This window comes from uncultured Nostoc sp., from assembly GCF_964247315.1.
In the GTDB taxonomy this organism is placed as follows: Bacteria; Cyanobacteriota; Cyanobacteriia; order Cyanobacteriales; family Nostocaceae; genus Nostoc.
Genome location: NZ_CAXTTT010000098.1, coordinates 1 through 16,522, shown reverse-complemented (window position 1 = coordinate 16,522; position 16,522 = coordinate 1). Strand labels below are relative to the sequence as shown.

21 protein-coding genes and 7 tRNA genes are annotated in these 16,522 nt (G+C 43.1%); 18 read left to right on the top strand and 10 right to left on the bottom strand.

All coding sequences use genetic code 11. The features are described from left to right. Positions 1 to 3: 3 nt before the first annotated feature. The 7 genes from ACFE93_RS25035 to ACFE93_RS25005 all read left to right on the top strand — a co-directional run bounded on the left by ACFE93_RS25035 (position 4) and on the right by ACFE93_RS25005 (position 647). Positions 4 to 77, top strand: a tRNA-Leu gene (locus tag ACFE93_RS25035). Positions 78 to 87: 10 nt separating this feature from the next. Next, positions 88 to 160: transfer RNA gene (locus tag ACFE93_RS25030), tRNA-Thr, on the top strand. Between the two features lie 5 nt (positions 161 to 165). Continuing rightward, a tRNA-Gly gene (locus tag ACFE93_RS25025) sits at positions 166 to 237 on the top strand. A 5-nt stretch (positions 238 to 242) separates the two neighbouring features. Further along, a tRNA-Val gene (locus ACFE93_RS25020) sits at positions 243 to 318 on the top strand. A gap of 6 nt (positions 319 to 324) precedes the next feature. Continuing rightward, positions 325 to 397: transfer RNA gene (locus ACFE93_RS25015), tRNA-Arg, on the top strand. A 5-nt stretch (positions 398 to 402) separates the two neighbouring features. After that, positions 403 to 476 (top strand) — tRNA-Ala (locus ACFE93_RS25010). 88 nt (positions 477 to 564) lie between these two features. Further along, positions 565 to 647: transfer RNA gene (locus ACFE93_RS25005), tRNA-Ser, on the top strand. A 268-nt stretch (positions 648 to 915) separates the two neighbouring features. Here the strand turns inward: ACFE93_RS25005 and ACFE93_RS25000 are convergent. The 8 genes from ACFE93_RS25000 to ACFE93_RS24965 form a co-directional block, all read right to left on the bottom strand. After that, positions 916 to 1,260, bottom strand: a complete 345-nt coding sequence (locus ACFE93_RS25000; protein WP_104900300.1) for a hypothetical protein — start codon at positions 1,258 to 1,260, stop codon at positions 916 to 918. Next, the gene (locus ACFE93_RS24995; protein WP_375477274.1) at positions 1,257 to 1,850 is read right to left on the bottom strand and encodes a ParA family protein; all 594 of its coding nucleotides are present in this window, start codon (positions 1,848 to 1,850) and stop codon (positions 1,257 to 1,259) included. The genes ACFE93_RS25000 and ACFE93_RS24995 overlap by 4 nt, the downstream gene beginning before the upstream one ends. 212 nt (positions 1,851 to 2,062) lie before the next feature. Next, positions 2,063 to 5,890 (bottom strand): plasmid replication protein, CyRepA1 family, encoded by a 3,828-nt coding sequence (locus ACFE93_RS24990; protein WP_375477272.1) that lies wholly within the window; start codon positions 5,888 to 5,890, stop codon positions 2,063 to 2,065. Next, positions 5,887 to 6,216 (bottom strand): hypothetical protein, encoded by a 330-nt coding sequence (locus ACFE93_RS24985; RefSeq protein WP_190898875.1) that lies wholly within the window; start codon positions 6,214 to 6,216, stop codon positions 5,887 to 5,889. Before ACFE93_RS24985 ends, ACFE93_RS24990 begins: the two co-directional genes overlap by 4 nt. Positions 6,217 to 6,566: 350 nt before the next feature. Further along, the gene (locus tag ACFE93_RS24980; protein ID WP_375477269.1) at positions 6,567 to 6,737 is read right to left on the bottom strand and encodes a hypothetical protein; all 171 of its coding nucleotides are present in this window, start codon (positions 6,735 to 6,737) and stop codon (positions 6,567 to 6,569) included. Continuing rightward, complete coding sequence (locus ACFE93_RS24975) at positions 6,730 to 7,389, bottom strand: Uma2 family endonuclease (RefSeq protein WP_375477267.1); 660 nt, start codon at positions 7,387 to 7,389, stop codon at positions 6,730 to 6,732. Before ACFE93_RS24975 ends, ACFE93_RS24980 begins: the two co-directional genes overlap by 8 nt. Before the next feature lie 15 nt (positions 7,390 to 7,404). Further along, positions 7,405 to 7,551, bottom strand: coding sequence for a hypothetical protein (locus ACFE93_RS24970; protein ID WP_375477265.1), 147 nt, complete (start codon positions 7,549 to 7,551; stop codon positions 7,405 to 7,407). Then, complete coding sequence (locus ACFE93_RS24965; protein WP_229491299.1) at positions 7,548 to 7,718, bottom strand: hypothetical protein; 171 nt, start codon at positions 7,716 to 7,718, stop codon at positions 7,548 to 7,550. Before ACFE93_RS24965 ends, ACFE93_RS24970 begins: the two co-directional genes overlap by 4 nt. A gap of 298 nt (positions 7,719 to 8,016) precedes the next feature. Here ACFE93_RS24965 and ACFE93_RS24960 point away from each other — a divergent pair, with 298 nt between their 5' ends. The 8 genes from ACFE93_RS24960 to ACFE93_RS24925 all read left to right on the top strand — a co-directional run bounded on the left by ACFE93_RS24960 (position 8,017) and on the right by ACFE93_RS24925 (position 13,272). After that, positions 8,017 to 8,385, top strand: a complete 369-nt coding sequence (locus ACFE93_RS24960; RefSeq protein WP_375477263.1) for a hypothetical protein — start codon at positions 8,017 to 8,019, stop codon at positions 8,383 to 8,385. Between the two features lie 3 nt (positions 8,386 to 8,388). Beyond that, a complete protein-coding gene (locus ACFE93_RS24955) occupies positions 8,389 to 9,027 on the top strand; it encodes a hypothetical protein (protein ID WP_375477261.1) in 639 nt (212 codons plus the stop codon). Between the two features lie 67 nt (positions 9,028 to 9,094). Next, positions 9,095 to 9,331, top strand: coding sequence for a hypothetical protein (locus tag ACFE93_RS24950; protein ID WP_242059342.1), 237 nt, complete (start codon positions 9,095 to 9,097; stop codon positions 9,329 to 9,331). Positions 9,332 to 9,441: 110 nt separating this feature from the next. Next, the gene (locus ACFE93_RS24945) at positions 9,442 to 9,651 is read left to right on the top strand and encodes a hypothetical protein (RefSeq protein ID WP_190898865.1); all 210 of its coding nucleotides are present in this window, start codon (positions 9,442 to 9,444) and stop codon (positions 9,649 to 9,651) included. Between the two features lie 86 nt (positions 9,652 to 9,737). After that, a complete protein-coding gene (locus ACFE93_RS24940) occupies positions 9,738 to 9,926 on the top strand; it encodes a hypothetical protein (protein WP_228038511.1) in 189 nt (62 codons plus the stop codon). After that, complete coding sequence (locus tag ACFE93_RS24935; protein ID WP_375477258.1) at positions 9,919 to 10,593, top strand: hypothetical protein; 675 nt, start codon at positions 9,919 to 9,921, stop codon at positions 10,591 to 10,593. The genes ACFE93_RS24940 and ACFE93_RS24935 overlap by 8 nt, the downstream gene beginning before the upstream one ends. Next, entirely contained in the window at positions 10,590 to 12,761 is a 2,172-nt protein-coding gene (locus ACFE93_RS24930) for a hypothetical protein (protein ID WP_375477256.1), read from the top strand. Before ACFE93_RS24935 ends, ACFE93_RS24930 begins: the two co-directional genes overlap by 4 nt. 4 nt (positions 12,762 to 12,765) lie before the next feature. After that, the gene (locus ACFE93_RS24925; protein ID WP_375477254.1) at positions 12,766 to 13,272 is read left to right on the top strand and encodes a GIY-YIG nuclease family protein; all 507 of its coding nucleotides are present in this window, start codon (positions 12,766 to 12,768) and stop codon (positions 13,270 to 13,272) included. Positions 13,273 to 13,309: 37 nt separating this feature from the next. Here the strand turns inward: ACFE93_RS24925 and ACFE93_RS24920 are convergent, their stop codons facing one another. Next, complete coding sequence (locus ACFE93_RS24920; RefSeq protein ID WP_176726887.1) at positions 13,310 to 13,471, bottom strand: hypothetical protein; 162 nt, start codon at positions 13,469 to 13,471, stop codon at positions 13,310 to 13,312. Positions 13,472 to 13,662: 191 nt separating this feature from the next. Between ACFE93_RS24920 and ACFE93_RS24915 the strand changes: the two genes are divergently transcribed. The 3 genes from ACFE93_RS24915 to ACFE93_RS24905 all read left to right on the top strand — a co-directional run bounded on the left by ACFE93_RS24915 (position 13,663) and on the right by ACFE93_RS24905 (position 16,256). Then, entirely contained in the window at positions 13,663 to 15,501 is a 1,839-nt protein-coding gene (locus ACFE93_RS24915; protein WP_375477252.1) for a protelomerase family protein, read from the top strand. Between the two features lie 119 nt (positions 15,502 to 15,620). After that, positions 15,621 to 15,911, top strand: a complete 291-nt coding sequence (locus ACFE93_RS24910) for a Nif11-like leader peptide family natural product precursor (protein ID WP_206758391.1) — start codon at positions 15,621 to 15,623, stop codon at positions 15,909 to 15,911. A gap of 216 nt (positions 15,912 to 16,127) precedes the next feature. Next, the gene (locus ACFE93_RS24905; protein WP_375477251.1) at positions 16,128 to 16,256 is read left to right on the top strand and encodes a hypothetical protein; all 129 of its coding nucleotides are present in this window, start codon (positions 16,128 to 16,130) and stop codon (positions 16,254 to 16,256) included. 11 nt (positions 16,257 to 16,267) lie between these two features. Here the strand turns inward: ACFE93_RS24905 and ACFE93_RS24900 are convergent, their stop codons facing one another. After that, on the bottom strand, positions 16,268 to 16,393 hold the full coding sequence (locus ACFE93_RS24900) for a hypothetical protein (protein WP_375477249.1): 126 nt from the start codon (positions 16,391 to 16,393) through the stop codon (positions 16,268 to 16,270). Positions 16,394 to 16,522: the final 129 nt, after the last annotated feature.

Here is a 16,522-nt window from a genome sequence, read left to right as displayed (position 1 = left end):
CTTGCCCCTGTGATGCAATTGGAAGACATGACCCGCTTAAAACGGGTTTTCTACAGGTTCAAGCCCTGTCAGGGGTACTATCAAAATGCTGGTGTAGCTCAATTGGCAGAGCAACTGATTTGTAATCAGTAGGTTGCAGGTTCAACTCCTGTCACCAGCTTCAATGCGATTGTGGTGTAATGGCAGCATTTGAGTCTTCCAAACTCGCTTGTACGAGTTCAAATCTCGTCGATCGCTTTCTTAGCCCTGTAACTCAGTTGGGAGAGTGCCTCTCTTACAAAGAGGAAGTCGCGGGTTCAATCCCTGCCGGGGCTACCAATTTATGGGAGTGTTGCCTAATGGATAAGGCATCGATCTTCTAAATCGAGCAATGTAGGTTCGACCCCTACCACTCCTGCTCATGGGTTCGTAGCTCTAATTGGGAGAGCGCCTGTTTTGCACACAGGAGGTTGTGAGTTCAAGCCTCACCGAATCCACTCTTGGTGTCTGAAGCCAAAGCGGTCGCGGCGCCCTTTTGTGGAACCAGTCATAACGGGTTCAAGTCCCGCCAGACACCCCTTATATGGAAGATGCTGCTCAAGGGAGGGCAACTAGTCTTGAAAACTAGAGCAGGGTAATACCTGGGGGTTCAATTCCTCCATCTTCCGCCTTCCACCTGAAGCCGACTCATTGAGGCGCTGTGCTGATAACACAGATTATTGAGGGGCAGTACCTCCCAGATGGATTTTTCAATAAGGATTTTGAGAAGCAGTGCAAGCCATACATAGACGCGCAGTGGCTTGCCAACAAGCATCGCCACATTCAGCTTTTACTGGACTGCGTAGTTTACCGCCGTAGGCATCGCCTTTAAGTCACATAGTTAAAAACTCAAATATCTAAAAATTTAACTTTTCAAGTTTTTGAATATCTGAAATTTCAGGTACGCAAATTTAGCCATTGCTCTAGCAAATCTTGAACAAGTTCGCTAAACTCCCGCTTTTCGCCATTCTGACTGGACTTTAACAGTTCAATTTTGACTGCTGTGTGAGTATTTCTTTTAATGTAAGCAGTTACCTGCTCATAGTCAGGGTCAGAGCGTTTGGCTTTGGGTCGTCCCCGTTTTGGCGGTTCGGTTTGCAATTGGGCAACTGGCTTGAGTTCTACCTTTTCAGGTTGTTGAACTTCTGGCAATTGAATTTCTGTTTCCTGGCTTTGATTTTCTGGCTCCGGTTCAGGTTCACGACCCTTTGCTGCATCCAAAATACCTTTGAATTTGCTCACTTCATCACCTCCTGACCGATGCTTTGATAATCTCGCCAAGCAATTTTGGCGCGTGGGTCAGAAATTTTGTTAACTGGTACACCAGCTAACGCGGCTTTTTGAAAGGCAACTGCATCACGGACACTACTCTTAAATAGAGGTAATCCAGCCTCAGTTAACATTGCCCTTGCTTCTTCTCCATCTCGCCGGGGTTTAGGTGGAACGCGAGTAATAAGGATGCGAAATTTATCAGCACCTAACGAATTGAGAGTAGTAACAGTCTGCATCAGGGCATCAAGTGATAAAGCATCGGGGGTAGTGGGAAGCACAAGTAAATCACATCCTTCCACAAGTGCTTCTAAATCTTCCTGTTCCGGTCTTGCTTGGGTGTCAATGATAATGTGCTGGTAATTCTTCGCATACTTTGCAGCTTGCCGCTCATCAATCACTTTGAAGGGCAGAGCGCCACGTTTTGACCAACCGCTAGCAGAACGGTTTGGGTCGCCGTCAATAAGAAGTGTCTCGCCAAAGGCTTGTAAGTAAGTAGCTAAATGAACTGCTGTTGTGGTTTTCCCCACCCCTCCCTTGAAGGATGCAACTGTGATAATCATGGTGATATCTCAAATATTGAGTTTTTCAAATGCTGAAAACTTGAATTGTTAAATGTCTAAGTTTTTGCGTACTCAAAAACTTAACCCTCTGCGAATGTTATTACTGTACCAGCTATGCTCAGGCTTTTAAATACTTACATTTTTAAACTTTTGAATATTTGAGTACGCAAAAATTCAAAAACCTGTAAACAGTGCATTATTCTGATTCAATTTTAATTGGCTAGCAATAGTTGATTTAAAGGTATTGAGCATTCTTGCTTGTCGCCCCAGCATTTCCGAGCGATCGCTATTCCCCTGAAGACAGCTTTCAAAACATAGCTTCGGAAGTGGGAACCAAAACCCGTTTCCTTAATTTCAGCTTGTGTAGCGATCGCCTGCTGTGCCAATTCCTCTAAAGACAATTGCTGCTGATATTTTTGATGAAGTTGCCAGAGATGCGAACGCTGGTTTTCTGAAAGTAGCGGCCAAACTTGATCAATCTCGGCTTGGTTCGCCGCAACTTCTCCCCAATTAGAAATTTTTAGTAGTTTCTCAATTACCGCTTCTGTGGACTGCTGATGATTTTCAACTGGTAACTCAGCTATGATTACCTGACTTTCTGAGTCATGAGTGATGACTATTGACTCAACTTCTTCTGTTAGGGTCTGTGTTTTTTGCTCTGCGTACTGTTCTTGTAATGTAGTCAGCGTATTAATTTCGGTTTCTGCAAGTGCTGACAATTGGCAATTGGGAATTGTTGCTTGTACTTGTGCCTCCAGTTTGGCTTTGGCGGCTTTTTCTCTGGCTAGGATATCGCGCTCTACCCATGCCGTAAAAACTTCCTCTCGGCGATCGCTAACGGGAACAGCGCGGCCATCGACAAAAACCAGATTCCCCTCATCATCTTTTTGGAAGTCTGGCGCGGCGACACCGTAAATCCAGACTTGGTTGCCTCGTGTTCCCTCTCGCCGCAATCGGGGGAATTTATACCCAGTAAGAGACGCTAGTTTTTGACAGACTTGCATGGGAGTATTTAGAAGAGCAAACATATTACTCTTAGCGCCAAGAATTAAGCTCAAATCGGACTGATGAGTTTTTGCTTTCTCAAATACTGCTTGTGCTAATGGGTGATTGTTGCTCAATCCGTCCGTTTCTCGAAGCTCTTTGTACCCAATCCAGTCTAAAGCATCAATTTTTTTCCCAATAAAGCTTTTATTAGTATCGGGAATGAAATAATCTCCACCGCCATTTTTTAAAGCGGTAGACATGACGTTTATTTCTCTATCCGGTAGAAATTCCCTACCCACGCCAAGGTAGTAATCTAGTCGAATTATAGAATACCAGTTTTGATCATCTTTCTCTACTAATTCGGGAGTAACGGTCACGTTATAACGCCTTTCAATCTCACCTTTTCTGTGTTTTAACTGTTCGGACTCAGTTTTGCAATTCTGTTTATCTAGTTTCAAAAACTGTTCATCTGTAATGCTTTCAGATGCGGTGACGTTTTCACAGTGTCCCGCATATTCTGATTTGCAGTTTTTGTAAATCTCTTGCTTAGTAGTTTCTACTTCTGCGGGTTCGGGTAACTCATCTGCGCTGACTTCACAGATGATATGTCCCTCAGATTTCAAATCACTAATAATTTGCGATTCATAGCTATTCATCCCATCATTGATGATTGCCCCTAACTTCGCCCAAGTATTAATGCAAATGCTCTCAAAATTGCCTTCTATCGATTCCTCAAATCCCAAATCAACGAGCTTTTTAATATTGGCTTTATTCTTGATGTACTCACCTGCTAGTAATGCCTTGACACTATTGGAGCCATTGCCTACCCTATTGATGCCTACTGGATTAAGCCAGATGTAACGAGGGACTGGAGGGCGGTAACGTGATAAATGCTGTCTGACACCATCGGTAGTTTGTACGCCTTGAAAAATCCCAAAAACATAATCAAAATGTTTCTCTTCAATTGATACTCCAGTCTCAATGGTCGAGGTAGTTAGAACTAGATCATAGTTTTTAACCACCTCGTTTAAATCATCTGTGCAACCAAAAGCAGGATGACCAATGGTAGTTGTACTTTTAGAATCAATTCGTAAAATTCTCAGGTGTGGCAGCAGTTTTTTATAGTACGCCTCCAAATTGCGAGAACCCCATTTAGAACTAGCCCGTTGTCCAGACAAAGCAACAAAACACTTATCCCCATTCTCTAGTTTTTGGGTAAGGATTTTTACTAATTGTGCTGGATTATTACCCTGTACTAAATTTACCTGCCAAGGCTCTACAAACTGAAATGTATTTTCCACGAGAAAAGTGTCAATCTCTTGCCCAATTAGTCCTTTGATAAAGTCAATGCCAATATCGTTTAAGTCAGCATCAGCAATGAAGATTTTCCCACCGTAATTAACAACATTCAGTAGCAGGCGTTTGAAGTTTTTGATGATGGCTACGCGATCTGTCTGACAAGTCGAACTGCTCAACAAATGCCAGATTAGCTGCATGATTTCATCCAAAATCAACCAGCAGCCTTTCCACTCATCAGGGTTAAATTTGGCTTGGCTTTTTGGATGTAAGCTATCAATTACTAACCCCATTCCGAAATGTGAGCCTTGCTCAGTCTGCTTCACTTCGGTAATGAAAGGTAATCCCAGTTTTTTTACAAGCTGGGTTGCCAGTTGCACCCGATGGGTAATTACTAACACTCTCCTCTCACCAGCGCGAATTATCGGGTCAGTTAGCCACTGGAGTAAGTGAGTTTTACCTGTGTTCTTTGGCGATTTCAAGCCTATTAGCTGCTTACCCAAAGGAATAGCCAACTCACCCAAGTAACGCTGATTTAAGTTCAAATCTGGGGTGTATGTGAGCCGCCTTAGTTGCTTGGTGTTCCACTCATCTAATTTCAGGGCATCGCAGTAAATAGTATCAAATTGGTCGCGGCCGTAAGCGGCTAGTACATCATCAATCCCTTTGCCTAATGCCAAATGCCACCCCATTACTCGGACTTCACAGCCACGCAAAGATAAAAGCTTGGCAGTTTTAGCGATCGCACCATTCACGCTTCTAACCGTGGTGCGCTTCACATCGGCATCGAAACAGAAATAAATTCGCCTGCCTGATTGAGCATAAGCGGCTAACTGTGGGATCAGGTATGGTGCGCCGTTATTTTCGCCGTATTCATCCTTTGGTTGGCGACGGCCTCCCCACACCCCTGGTATGCCGATCGCAACGTAACCACAAGATAAGATTGCAGCTGCTTTTTTAGCACCCTCGCAGATGATAACGGGAATTTGGGTATTCTCTCTCACCCATCGCCAAAAATCACCAAAAGGTAAACTTTGGTAATTTTCTGGTAGTGCCACATCGTAGCGGCGGCTAATTAATTCCCAGATCCGGGCGGGAATCCGTAAGGCAAAAATTTCTGTGTCAACTCTGGGGGGATGCTCATACTTAATTGCCTTGCTGTTACCCTCATCTATTCTTGGCGTGTTGGGCTTGAAGCATCCCCAATCGGAATCTTCACCAGTGATAATATTTATTCCGCTACACCACCAACCACCATTAGAGAGGTGAGCATATCGCCGCATATCCCCATCGCGTAGCCGCCCATCGTTACGGCGGCTGATTTTATCGGAGTAGAGCAAGTAATCAAAAGCGGCATTCCCTGACAGCGATTTGAAGTTAAGTGCCGCTATCTCACTGTCAATCCCACTCTCACCCCACTCTTGCCAGTGGCTTGCTTCAAAATCTTCTCTGGCTGGCAAAGTATAAGGTGCGGATGGCTCTTTGAATCCTTGATAATTACCCAGTGCTTGAATTTCGCTATCATGGTGATGGCTACGCCCAGAGCAGGCATCGCCTTGCGCCATGTCATTTTGGCTGGAGGCTACAACAAATTGATGGACTTTTCCATCTCTGGACTCAAGTCTTGAGATTTCATGCAAAGCCCAAGGGGTACTTCTGAGCTTACCTCGCTTGTTGAATTTTCTAAAAACCTGCCTTAGTTCAAGATTTAGTGATTTTTGGGGTGAGGCTATCTTGCCGAATCCTTTGTGATTCATACTGCCACCCCTCCAACCTTGGCTTCAATTTGGAGAAGTACGGCGGCCACCTGACCACTAAACATGCCTTGCTTTACTAATCGCTGTAAGTAAAAGGACTCCTCTAAGTTGAGGTTAGGCGATCGCAGTAAATCCGGGTCGGGGCATGGTCTTAGAGCAACGTCACAGCAACCCGCTTTTAAATATTTGGTGCTAGTTCGGCGATCGCTTATATGGTTTGATAATTCCGAAATTCGAGATTCTTGATTGTTGGGGAAAGTTTGCGTTAGAATACTAGGCTTTTCATTCGCAAACCCCTGTCTGTCAAAAGTGAGGGGTTTATTCATTGGGTTGTCCTTTGTTGGTTTGGACAGCCCCTTAACTTTTAAATTTGCAGATTGTAGGGATTAGTCGGTAAGCTTGAAATACATAAATATATAACTGACTTGCTGGTTGCAGAGTCTGGGGGCTGAAACGTCTCGTAAACGTTTCTTTGTGCGCTGCTTTTGCTTACCGTGGTGGATTGATTGACTAATCCCTGCGATCGCACTCAAAAAGCTGAGGGCTGTGTAGCTAGCATTTTTTTTGCTAGTTATTTTGTGAACTCTAGATGAATTAAGCTAAGATTTTATATCTTTTGTGTAGTCCTCAAAAATACAAACTATTGGTAAGGGGATCGCATACTTTGGAAATCTCTTCATATACCAGTACCGCCATTGCGTAGCTTGCCGCCTTTTGCATCGCGGAGTATCCGTAAAACTTCTTCTAAAAGTACTGTCTGACAGGACAAGGTTCTATTTGTGTTCGCCTCAAATCGCTCTAATCTCTCGTAGAGTTGAGCGATCGCGGCGCTATCTGTTTTACTCATTGTCCGCTTTTAGTCCCTGTTCAAATTCATCAACAGCCTGAATTGAATCTGAAATTGTAATGCATTGCTCTAGCAAGGAAATGTCTAATCCTGGTAGTATTTCGCTTGCTGCCCTAAGCTCATAGCCATAAGTATCAGGGTAAATGGTGGCAAGCTCAGTCTGGGAATTGTCCCGTAGGTGGTATAGCTTAAATTGGTTTCTCTCCCAGAACCAAACTTCTGCAACTCCTAATCTTCGGTAGATTTCCAATTTACTTATGTTGCCACTGGTGAGAACTACTTCTATGGCTAAGTCCGGTACACTTTTCTCTTCACCTATGCAGTAACATTCGTCTGGTTCGGCACCTGCTTTTTTTGCTTTGTTTCTAAAAGTAGAACTTCCCATAGGTACAAAACGAATACGCTTGCTGTAAAAGAAACGCTCTAACAGCATCCCTAAATTCGTTTTGATTTTTTCATGCCTGATTGATGGCGACACTATCTCTAATATTCCATCTAAATAAGTAACACGGTAATGAGAGTTGTTTTCTAGTTTGACTAGTAGCGATTCATAGCTCTCCCAACTCACGCCACTGCTGATAAACCTTTCCTCTGGGTCTGAGGTATGACCCAATTCTGGCTCATCAATTAGTTCTTTAAGACTGCTGACCATTGTAAATTCTCCCGTTTAATCTTTTGGCGAAACCGAATAGCTCGCCGTAGGCATCGCTACTTGGCTTGTGCCTATCGTGCCGGTTAGTAATTTGAGCGAATTGACCTCAGATGTAAGACTATCCAGGCGTGAGTAAATGTCTTGGATTTGTGCTTCTGTCATGCTGATTTTTCCTGATGATTCTGCTGTGTATAGTCATCAATTGCTTTTTTGGTTAAAGCCAAAACTAGGCTAGGAACTGTTCTGTAATCTTTATCTGCCCATGTCTGTAAAATTTTATACTCTTCATCTGTCACACGAATTGTGATAGTCGGTTTTTTAGAAGGCATAGTGTAGCACTTATCAGTTTTTATAGCGAGTAACTATAATTATCCTCCCTTAACACAAATAGGCTGAATTATTGACAAATGTTTTACTCACTTTTATTTATTGACAGGTGTAACACCTGTGATTTAACATAACACCATAGCTAATCGATCAACAACAAGTCACTAATTAGCGTACTACGAGTACCCCAGCGACTTACACAGTAAGGGGTTTAGCGTTTAGGTACTACATCGTGATGTGTACTTCTTCTGATTGCTAGCTAGTTACTATCTGATTCACATTGATTACTGTAGTAAACCCATGAAACCTAGACGGAGCAAACACTCTACAGATTTAGATTTATTTTTAGATTTTCCATCTACCAAGACATATTTAGCTGAGGTTTTGGGTGTAAGCCGTTCTACTTTGGTCACTTGGGAGAATTTAGCCTTCTGGAGAATTCCCAGTTTCAGAGATGCCTACCCCAAAACCCACGATGGCAGTTACGACCGGGAATCACCTTTATCACCCTACCAAGCATGGATTTTGGGAAGAGTAGGGCGATTAATGGCACAGCTACAACGGTCTGAACGAGTCAAAGGTTATATCGCCAAAAACCCCAACGATTTTTCTAGATACCGCTATCAGCAAGCATTCCAACAAATCCAAAAATTACAGAAGGGAGCGTAAATCATGGCAGCACGGAAGAGAACCACAGCGCCAACACAAGACACAGTAAGCATTCATGATGCTTGTTTAAAATACATGACCACAGAACAAGGTTTGAGACTGGCTTTAAGCCATGTTCGCCCAGATGATTTTGATACTGTAAAGGCAGTTTCAGAAGCGGATTTAGAAGCGATCGCCTCCCACTTCCAGCCAAAATTGTCAACTGTAGCTAGCAACACCACAGAATTAGCCGAAACTTCTCCACAGCAAATATCAGACCCAACCACAGAACAGCCACAAAACACCCTCTCCCTGCCCCAACAAGAGCGACATTTAGCAGCGCCTACCCCCTACCCAATACCTAACGCCCAACTAACGCTAATTGACCAGCTAGCGAGGCAGGCATCTGAGGAGATAGCAGCAGTAGACGCGATCGCCCAAGTCAAAAACCAGCTGATTCTAAATAACTTAGCTGTGCGAGATGCGGAACTAGCAGAAGGTATCAATCAGCACTGGCAACATCAAAAGCAAGGATATTTGGGAGCGATTAGAGATTTGGCTGGCCAAGCAATGCAGAAGCCAGAAGTTACCCCAGATGAAACTGACCTGATCCAAGAAATTGAAGGCATCATCACCGAACTGGGAAAAAAGCTAATCGCGTGAGAGCGATCAACATCCTGTTATCTCCCCTCGACTTTGTTAACTGGTTATTAGAAAGAGTACTAACGCCATGACTTTTACAATTTCCGGCATTGAATCAGAGGTAAATATGAGCGGTAATTCCTTACCAGAGCTAGTTGCTCAAGCTCAGGAATTACTTGGGCAAATTCGCCAGCATCCACAGTTTAAAGGCTTGCGTTTTGATTGTGATGTAGCTCTTGGTGACGTTAAGCAATATTTCAACTACTTGGAATCGGCTGCTAATGCTGAGTTAGAAGTATCTCGGTTTGAAGGTTTTACAGAATGATTTTCGGTGGCAATACAAAGCAATCGCTGTCTCGGACAAAGTAAGCGATCGCCTGTGAATAGCAAATGGAATGCAGTCTCCGCCGATGAAAACTACAGAAAAATTATCTCATGAATACAGAACAAATCAAAGCAATTCTGAGAGGTTGTTCAGCATCCTTACAAGTAGTTTTGAGCGATGCTAACTATCAGAAAATCCAACAGCATGAATATTTTTCAACTAACAATGATTTGATGTTAGGCGACGCAGTTCAAGCACTAAATGAGGTGTTAGCGGCTATTGATGATGTTGAATATCTAGCTCTCACAAAGCTCAACTAATTTGCTAAAAAATATCAAAGCCATGACGCATATTCAGATAAGTTCGCTGATTGGCTTTTTTAATTTTGCAATTTCTTATTAGCAATATGGACGAACTAAATAGTCAAATTGAGAATGCAAAGACGGATGAGAAAGAGCTAAACAAAGTCCTGAAGAAATATGACTTAGATGAGGAATTAGCACTTGAGTTTAGCGAAATAGATAAAGCATTTAGGCAATTAGAAATTAAGTACCAATCCCTACTAAACACTAGAAAATTTTTGAACAATGGCTAAAATCGACACTACAAAAGCAGCGGCTCAAGCTGTAGCAGAAAAGCTGGCAAGAGGTAAAGTCAACTCACCATCTAGCACTAACTCCGTATCTGCCACACCTACCACATCTACCGCCATTCCTATAGATAGCCGTATTCCTGGATTGTTGACCGTCACGCCGGATTTAATACCGGGAATGATGCCACCATTCCAGCCCAATCAATACCATATTTCAGATCCGTTAAATCCTCCCGAAACTCTCACACAAGCAACTCAAAGCCAGCTAGATAAAGGTATGAAAATCTATGAAGGTTCTACACGAGCATTGAAACTTACGGGGGCAGCGCTCGACCTGACACGCGAGAAATTTACTGTTATTGGTAAGCACTCAAAGGCTTTTGGTGCTGGCATTCAAGCAGCTACTGAAATTGAGAAAGTTAAGGGGAATTATTTGGATTACCTTAATCAAAAAGAAGTAACTACCCAAAAATCAGTTGTTTTAGATGTCAACCAAGTGAAGACGGTTGCCGATACAAGCATTTCCGTTCATAGCAAAGACGAACTAAATCAAAAACTGTTGCAAGCCTCCATTAAAGCTGAGGAATCACGGCTAAAAACTGTTGAGTCTCAAGGGAAATTATCAAGCTTTAAGGCACAGTTAGGCGATTATATAGAGGTGAAGCAATGAAAGCAATACACGGGTTAGGACTTGGTGTATTTGGCTTCTGTACTGGCTTGGCATTTGCTTCTGGAGGGTTTACCAACGATACAGCCAAACTAATCTCTATGCTTGGGATAGGGGCGTTGCCAGCAAGTTTTATTACTTATCTAGTCGCGGATACTAAATCACAAAGACTATTAACCCATGCCGAAAGTAAGAATGAACAAGCAGGTCAAACGCTGCATAAAATCATCAGGGATTTTGAAAGGAGCAAGTCAAGGTTAGCCACTGTTACTAGCCAGCTAGAATCTTTGAAAGATGAACTCAAAGAAGCGAGAAATACCATCAACTCGTTAGGTCATAACAAACTAGAAAGCACAGCTCTCATTGCTCAACTGCAAGCCAAGTTAAATCAATTATCTACACAGACTCAAAAAGATACCCAGCGTATTGAATATCTGGAAAGTGAGACTGAGCAATGGGAATTGAACTTTAAAACTCAAGTAGAAGCGGAGGCTAACAAACGCTTTCAACTTGCCAAGTCACAGGAATTAGAAAAGATTTATCATGAACACGATTCTATTACCTCTGAAGCTATGCAGCTATTCAGAAGGTTGCAAAACTGGGGTGAGAAGGTAGCGCATGGTCATCAAAGTAAAGCCGAGATTATCAAAAGTTTGGCAAGTAGCTACAACGAAAATTTAGATGAGGTTGGGGAAGCGATCGCCAGTGAGCGCCAAAACTATATAGAGCAAATCGAGCTACTAAACGAGCGCGTAGGTCAGCTACAGCAACAATTGGCAGGTGATTTAATAGAACCCGTGTATGGTGACTTTGGCTTTGATATCAACGGGAAAATTGCCAACGAAATAGCGCGTACTTTGTTTACTGATATCAGGTTGGCTTTGAGCGTTAAAGGCTTTCAGGTGAAGCCTGACGGCGTTGTAGACATTGGTTATGGCTATTCCCGCTCTGTGCATCCCTTAGCCATTGCAGAAGCAATCAGCAAGCATTCTGACACGCTGGCTAAAAAGCTGGGACTATTCAAAATAACAAGCGTTCGCAAGCTGGAAATAACCGATTGTATTGTGGTCAGCTACCGTATGGGGCCAGCCATCAAAACAGATGAAATTAAGCTGATGGTTGGGACTCCTGACGAATTTATCAACTATGTAGTCAGTCACCCAATCCGCTATCGGCTGATTGCAGATCCGGGCGTTGGTAAAACCCCAACCACTGCGGTAATGATTAGCGAAATCCTCAAAGCTGGATGCACTCGCGGCAATACTGGCAAGGGTGAGAAAGTACCTCACACTCTGGTTACGGTGTCTTATCCTGGTGCTGTTGCTTCACTCAAAGATAGCAACTATCCTTTAGAGCATTTCCTTAAATATGGCGATACCACAGCCGCGATTAAATCCTTTGATGATTGCCTAGACGACGGAAATTTTCGAGTTCAAAACCCCACATTCGCTGCTAACTTCTTTCAAATTTGGGCATGGGATGAATTAGATAACACGCTGAATTCTTGCAGTGAGCCATACAAGGCAGGGGAAAACCTTAAGAAGATTTTAAAACAGTTTGGTCACAATAACATCGGTTGGATTGTGTCGGGTCAATCAGTGATGACCAAACAAATCCCAGGTTTTACCAATGATGATCGGTCACTTTTTACCGAAATTATCATTGGCATTTCCAAAATTAGACATTACCTAAATACCTACGGAAAGGGCAAAAACAGCGAGTCTAACCTAGCTAAGTTGACTCGCAATTTAGACGCTATCGAAGAATACATCGAACATAAGAATGAGCTAGTTACCGACGATGCCAGATTATTGAGAGTAGCCTTAGTAGTCGATTCTCGTTCACCTAAGCTTTATTTTTTACCTAATCTCGATAAAGTTAGTTTCAACTATTCATTGATAGAGGAGACAAAGCGACTGGCAAGGGTTGCCAAGTCCTCTGGCACGAGTGACACGAGATGGACACACGATACCTTAAACCCAAGCATAGCAAGCACTGACACGGTGATGTCTGCCGCGTCATTTTCCACTATAGGGGGTAGCCACCAAAGTGACACAAAGCCTTATTGTCCCCACTGTGGTCACACAAATTTAACCGTAAGAAAGGATAAAAGATATTACTGTTTGAACTGCAAAAAAATAACAGTTTCTAATAAAATAGTTTGGAAATAAATATATGGACTTGGATGATATTACGACAATTATATATCAGCCTAAAAATGACCATGAGCCGGGATTTATCTATTTAATGGAAGCAGAGGGCTATCACGGGCTAATTCCTGGTTGTTACCTCCGTCGTTGCAAAATTGGGTTATCTCGTAATCCCGAAGCTCGACTTGATAACTTTCATAGGAATCAACCACCTTGTAACGTGAAAATCCTCAAGACTATTTATGTAGAGGATATGGCAGATGTAGAGGGTGAATTACATCAAAAATTTAGCCAATGCAATGTTGAGTTAATCAAAAGTCAAGAGTGGTTTGATTTTAATCCAGTGCAATTTCTGATGCTTAACTGGGAATTTGAGAAGCGATCGCTACACGTCTTTAGCATTAGCGACTTGCCAATTAAGCTAATCATTTTCAGCATGATCGGGCTATTGTCCGTGGGTGCGATCGCTGGCAGATTGACAAATCAACCAGTTAACTCCGTGATACAGCCACAAGATAAATTGACAAAGTAAGCAAAATGAAGGGAGGTTGTTAGCCTCCCTTTGGGTTTTAGAACGGTGTGTTACCTGTCTCGTTTACCTTGGCGAGATATCCCCGCCAGTAGTCTCCATCCTGGCTTTTGGGTGGTAATCCAATCGCCGCGTCGAATTCTCCGTCAAAGTAGTCGCTAGTAGGTTGGAATTGTTGAGGTTTAGCAATTGTGAGTAACATAAGAATACCTTTTATTTTTAAGCTGCGGGTTAGTAACCCGCTTTTTCTGTGGTTTCTTCAACCTGTTATTAGCGTAACTTAACCTGTTAAACAATGTTAATAACTTGTTAGAAAAATCTTACAGGTTATTGACATTGGCTAACTTGTTAGTTAAGTTAATAACAGCTTAGAAATAAAGGGGAGTCAGTCAGATGTCTAAAGCAGTTCAGGAGCAAGTAGATCAACTCTTTGTTGCCGTCAAAGATTTGCAAAGCCTTGAACAGATCAAGCCACATTGTGAGAAGTTTAACGAGTGGATAAATACCAACACTAACTACAGCATTAAAAGCTTAGGCACTGTGCTGAGTCGGTCTGGCTTCTATAAAAAATTCAAGTCACTCCCATTAGAGCAAGGGAAAAACGCTGATTCTGTACCCAAGCATGATGCCCAAGGCAACGTAACAGGTTATGAGTTAAAGCACTATGTTTTATTGCTGTGTGGTCTGGATAAGAAAGACTGGGAAGAACGCAACGAAACCACACGGGTAAGCTTACGCCTAGACAATGGTCAGGAAATCAGCCCAGACGAGTATTTAGAGGTAACGGGTAAATTGCTAGAATCCCAAGACCTCCATGAGGTAGCAGTAGGGTTAATTGCTGCCACTGGCCGCCGTCCCCATGAAATTCTCGCTCGTGCTAGGTTTGCGGCTGTTGAGGGTCAAAGCTATCAGGTAATGTTCACTGGCCAAGGGAAGAAACGGGGAGATAAGCCAGTATTCCCCATCGCTACCCTTTACCCTGCTAGTTACGTCATTGAGCGGTTGAACTGGTTAAGAAAAGAACCGTTAACTAAAAGCCTTTTGACAGAAGTAGCTAACGAAAACCCCACTGATTTAGCAGCACAAAACCGCGCCATAGACAGCCGTCGCAACGGTTCCCTTAATCGGGTCGTGCGCGGCTACTTTGGAGACAAGGGAGACAAAGAACCCATTTTAAATTTCCGGCACGGGGAAGAACAAGACAATTGCAAGGCACTGAGAGCCGCATATTTAGCATTGGCTACCGAGCGTGATTGTGCTGGGGCGATCGGTTCTAAGATGCTACATGCTGCTAGGTTAGCTGGTCACTTTGTTAAAGATGCCCCAACTGACCGAGACTTGCAAAATTTAGTAACTACTCTGGGTTATGCCGACTACTACGTTAGCAAGCCTGTAGGGTTCCCAGATGCCCCAGAGAAAGAAAAACTGGTTCAAGTTCGTGCTATTCCTGCTGATTTTGAATACCTCAAGGAATTACAGAGTGAATGGCAATTACATAACCAGCAATCAGTAGTTAGCCGCTTAATTGAACACCACAAAAACCGCGTTGATGTTGCCAAGCAGTTACAGGAATCACAGCGATTAATTGCCCAGTTAGAAGCAGAAACTAAGCAGTTAACTGAAACTAATAACCAGTTAGAGCAAACTAATAACCAATTAGAAACAATTAACCAACAGTTACAACAGGAGAAAGCAGTAATGTCAGCCAGCGCACCACAGCAAACACAAACAGTTACTCTCAACGTTACCGAGTTAGATTCTTGGTTAGAAGCGAAAGTTATTGAAGTGGTAAACAGGGTGACTCAAGGCATAGCAATAGCACCCGCCGCCAAGGTTGCACCCATCAAGGAAGAGATAGACTGGCAAGCCAAAACTGATACTGAGGTTTGGGGGAGTAAAGCGCCAGGAGCATCTGTAGAAAAAATCCGTAGGTCTTTTCAAGCTATCTGTTTGTACAACGATACGGTAGCAACTGGAGACTCAGATCGCTTGGCTGTGACTAACCAAGCACTTAGAGAGTTAAGCGGCTGTAACGGCTTGGTGGTACGCGATTGGATCGAAGCTCACAAAGATGAGGTGATTAGCCACAATGCAAAATTCGGTATGGAGAACAAGAAAGACCCCAGCAATCCAGCCAGCTATGCCAACAAGGGCAAGGACACAGATAAGATTCTGTTGCTGGTAAATGAAGAGTTCCTTAGTGGCGAAGGCTTTAAGGTGGGGAGAAACTAAAACCGATCTGGAGTAGATAATGACTACTTATCAGAACGTGATTTCTTATAAGCAAGATTCTGATAAATGAAGAGCAGCGCGTCGCGATAATCATCTTTCCCCCGAATCTTGATACCCTTGTGCTGCTAGTCTTAAAAAATATACTGCTGTTTTTCTTTATATTACGAGTAGCTAGCGAGGATCAAATTTTAAATATGGCTTTTGAGCAAATCGAAGCATTTTTAAAGAAAATGCAGTCTGAACCTGAACTTAAAAACGAGGTACTTGCAGCACCAACCGCAGATGATATTGCGCGAATAGCATTAAAGCTTGGTTTTGAATTTTCAGGTGATGAATTATTGAGAATGTCAGGTAAGAAAGTTGGCAGCATTACTGTTAGAAAAACTGATCTTCCTGGAGAGTACAACTAGGGGTCACGCGAGAATTTTTGAAAAAGGCAGAAGGCAGAGGGCAGAGGGATGAATAGCGATCGCTTTTAAGTTCCTCCCAGGATGAGAAATAAGCCGCGTAAATGTGGTGAATGGGCAAATTAGCCAAGTTAGGAGATTAAAGGAACTATAGGCGATTGTGGGGTGTGTGGTGAGTGCGATCGCTCCCTCTCTTGATTCCCCAATGCCCAACACCCAATGCAAGGCAAAGTAGCCATGATGAAAGTAAAGGGTACTGTAGGAGATTGTGGGGCGGGAGTGAGTGCTTTTTTCCCCATTCCCCAGATACCTTTTTTTGTTTTGGGGGCGCGGCGGGGAGGCAATTAGATGAGGCGATTTCATTCGTGGTGAAAATTTGAGGCTTCAAAAGTTGTGCCAAAAGTGGGGAGGCGATCGCCCAGGAGGAAAATAGGAATTGGAGATTGGGTAGGGAGTGCGATCGCCAGAGATAAGCTAATAGTCATTCATTTTTCCAGACTGACTCGCTCGTGGTAAGGGCTTCAACCTTGGATTTATGCAACTTAAATGCTCATTAGCTTAGGCTTTTGGGTTTCTATAGCAGGGGTAGGGGAGAATCGCTTACAGAGGTTATG

Coding starts and splice junctions, on each gene's coding strand:
- ACFE93_RS24995 (WP_375477274.1), bottom strand. CDS start 1,850: ATGATTATCACAGTTGCATCCTTCAAGGGAGGGGTGGGGAAAACCACA.
- ACFE93_RS24990 (WP_375477272.1), bottom strand. CDS start 5,890: ATGAATCACAAAGGATTCGGCAAGATAGCCTCACCCCAAAAATCACTA.
- ACFE93_RS24985 (WP_190898875.1), bottom strand. CDS start 6,216: ATGAATAAACCCCTCACTTTTGACAGACAGGGGTTTGCGAATGAAAAG.
- ACFE93_RS24980 (WP_375477269.1), bottom strand. CDS start 6,737: ATGAGTAAAACAGATAGCGCCGCGATCGCTCAACTCTACGAGAGATTA.
- ACFE93_RS24975 (WP_375477267.1), bottom strand. CDS start 7,389: ATGGTCAGCAGTCTTAAAGAACTAATTGATGAGCCAGAATTGGGTCAT.
- ACFE93_RS24970 (WP_375477265.1), bottom strand. CDS start 7,551: ATGACAGAAGCACAAATCCAAGACATTTACTCACGCCTGGATAGTCTT.
- ACFE93_RS24965 (WP_229491299.1), bottom strand. CDS start 7,718: ATGCCTTCTAAAAAACCGACTATCACAATTCGTGTGACAGATGAAGAG.
- ACFE93_RS24960 (WP_375477263.1), top strand. CDS start 8,017: ATGAAACCTAGACGGAGCAAACACTCTACAGATTTAGATTTATTTTTA.
- ACFE93_RS24955 (WP_375477261.1), top strand. CDS start 8,389: ATGGCAGCACGGAAGAGAACCACAGCGCCAACACAAGACACAGTAAGC.
- ACFE93_RS24950 (WP_242059342.1), top strand. CDS start 9,095: ATGACTTTTACAATTTCCGGCATTGAATCAGAGGTAAATATGAGCGGT.
- ACFE93_RS24945 (WP_190898865.1), top strand. CDS start 9,442: ATGAATACAGAACAAATCAAAGCAATTCTGAGAGGTTGTTCAGCATCC.
- ACFE93_RS24940 (WP_228038511.1), top strand. CDS start 9,738: ATGGACGAACTAAATAGTCAAATTGAGAATGCAAAGACGGATGAGAAA.
- ACFE93_RS24935 (WP_375477258.1), top strand. CDS start 9,919: ATGGCTAAAATCGACACTACAAAAGCAGCGGCTCAAGCTGTAGCAGAA.
- ACFE93_RS24930 (WP_375477256.1), top strand. CDS start 10,590: ATGAAAGCAATACACGGGTTAGGACTTGGTGTATTTGGCTTCTGTACT.
- ACFE93_RS24925 (WP_375477254.1), top strand. CDS start 12,766: ATGGACTTGGATGATATTACGACAATTATATATCAGCCTAAAAATGAC.
- ACFE93_RS24920 (WP_176726887.1), bottom strand. CDS start 13,471: ATGTTACTCACAATTGCTAAACCTCAACAATTCCAACCTACTAGCGAC.
- ACFE93_RS24915 (WP_375477252.1), top strand. CDS start 13,663: ATGTCTAAAGCAGTTCAGGAGCAAGTAGATCAACTCTTTGTTGCCGTC.
- ACFE93_RS24905 (WP_375477251.1), top strand. CDS start 16,128: ATGCAAGGCAAAGTAGCCATGATGAAAGTAAAGGGTACTGTAGGAGAT.
- ACFE93_RS24900 (WP_375477249.1), bottom strand. CDS start 16,393: ATGACTATTAGCTTATCTCTGGCGATCGCACTCCCTACCCAATCTCCA.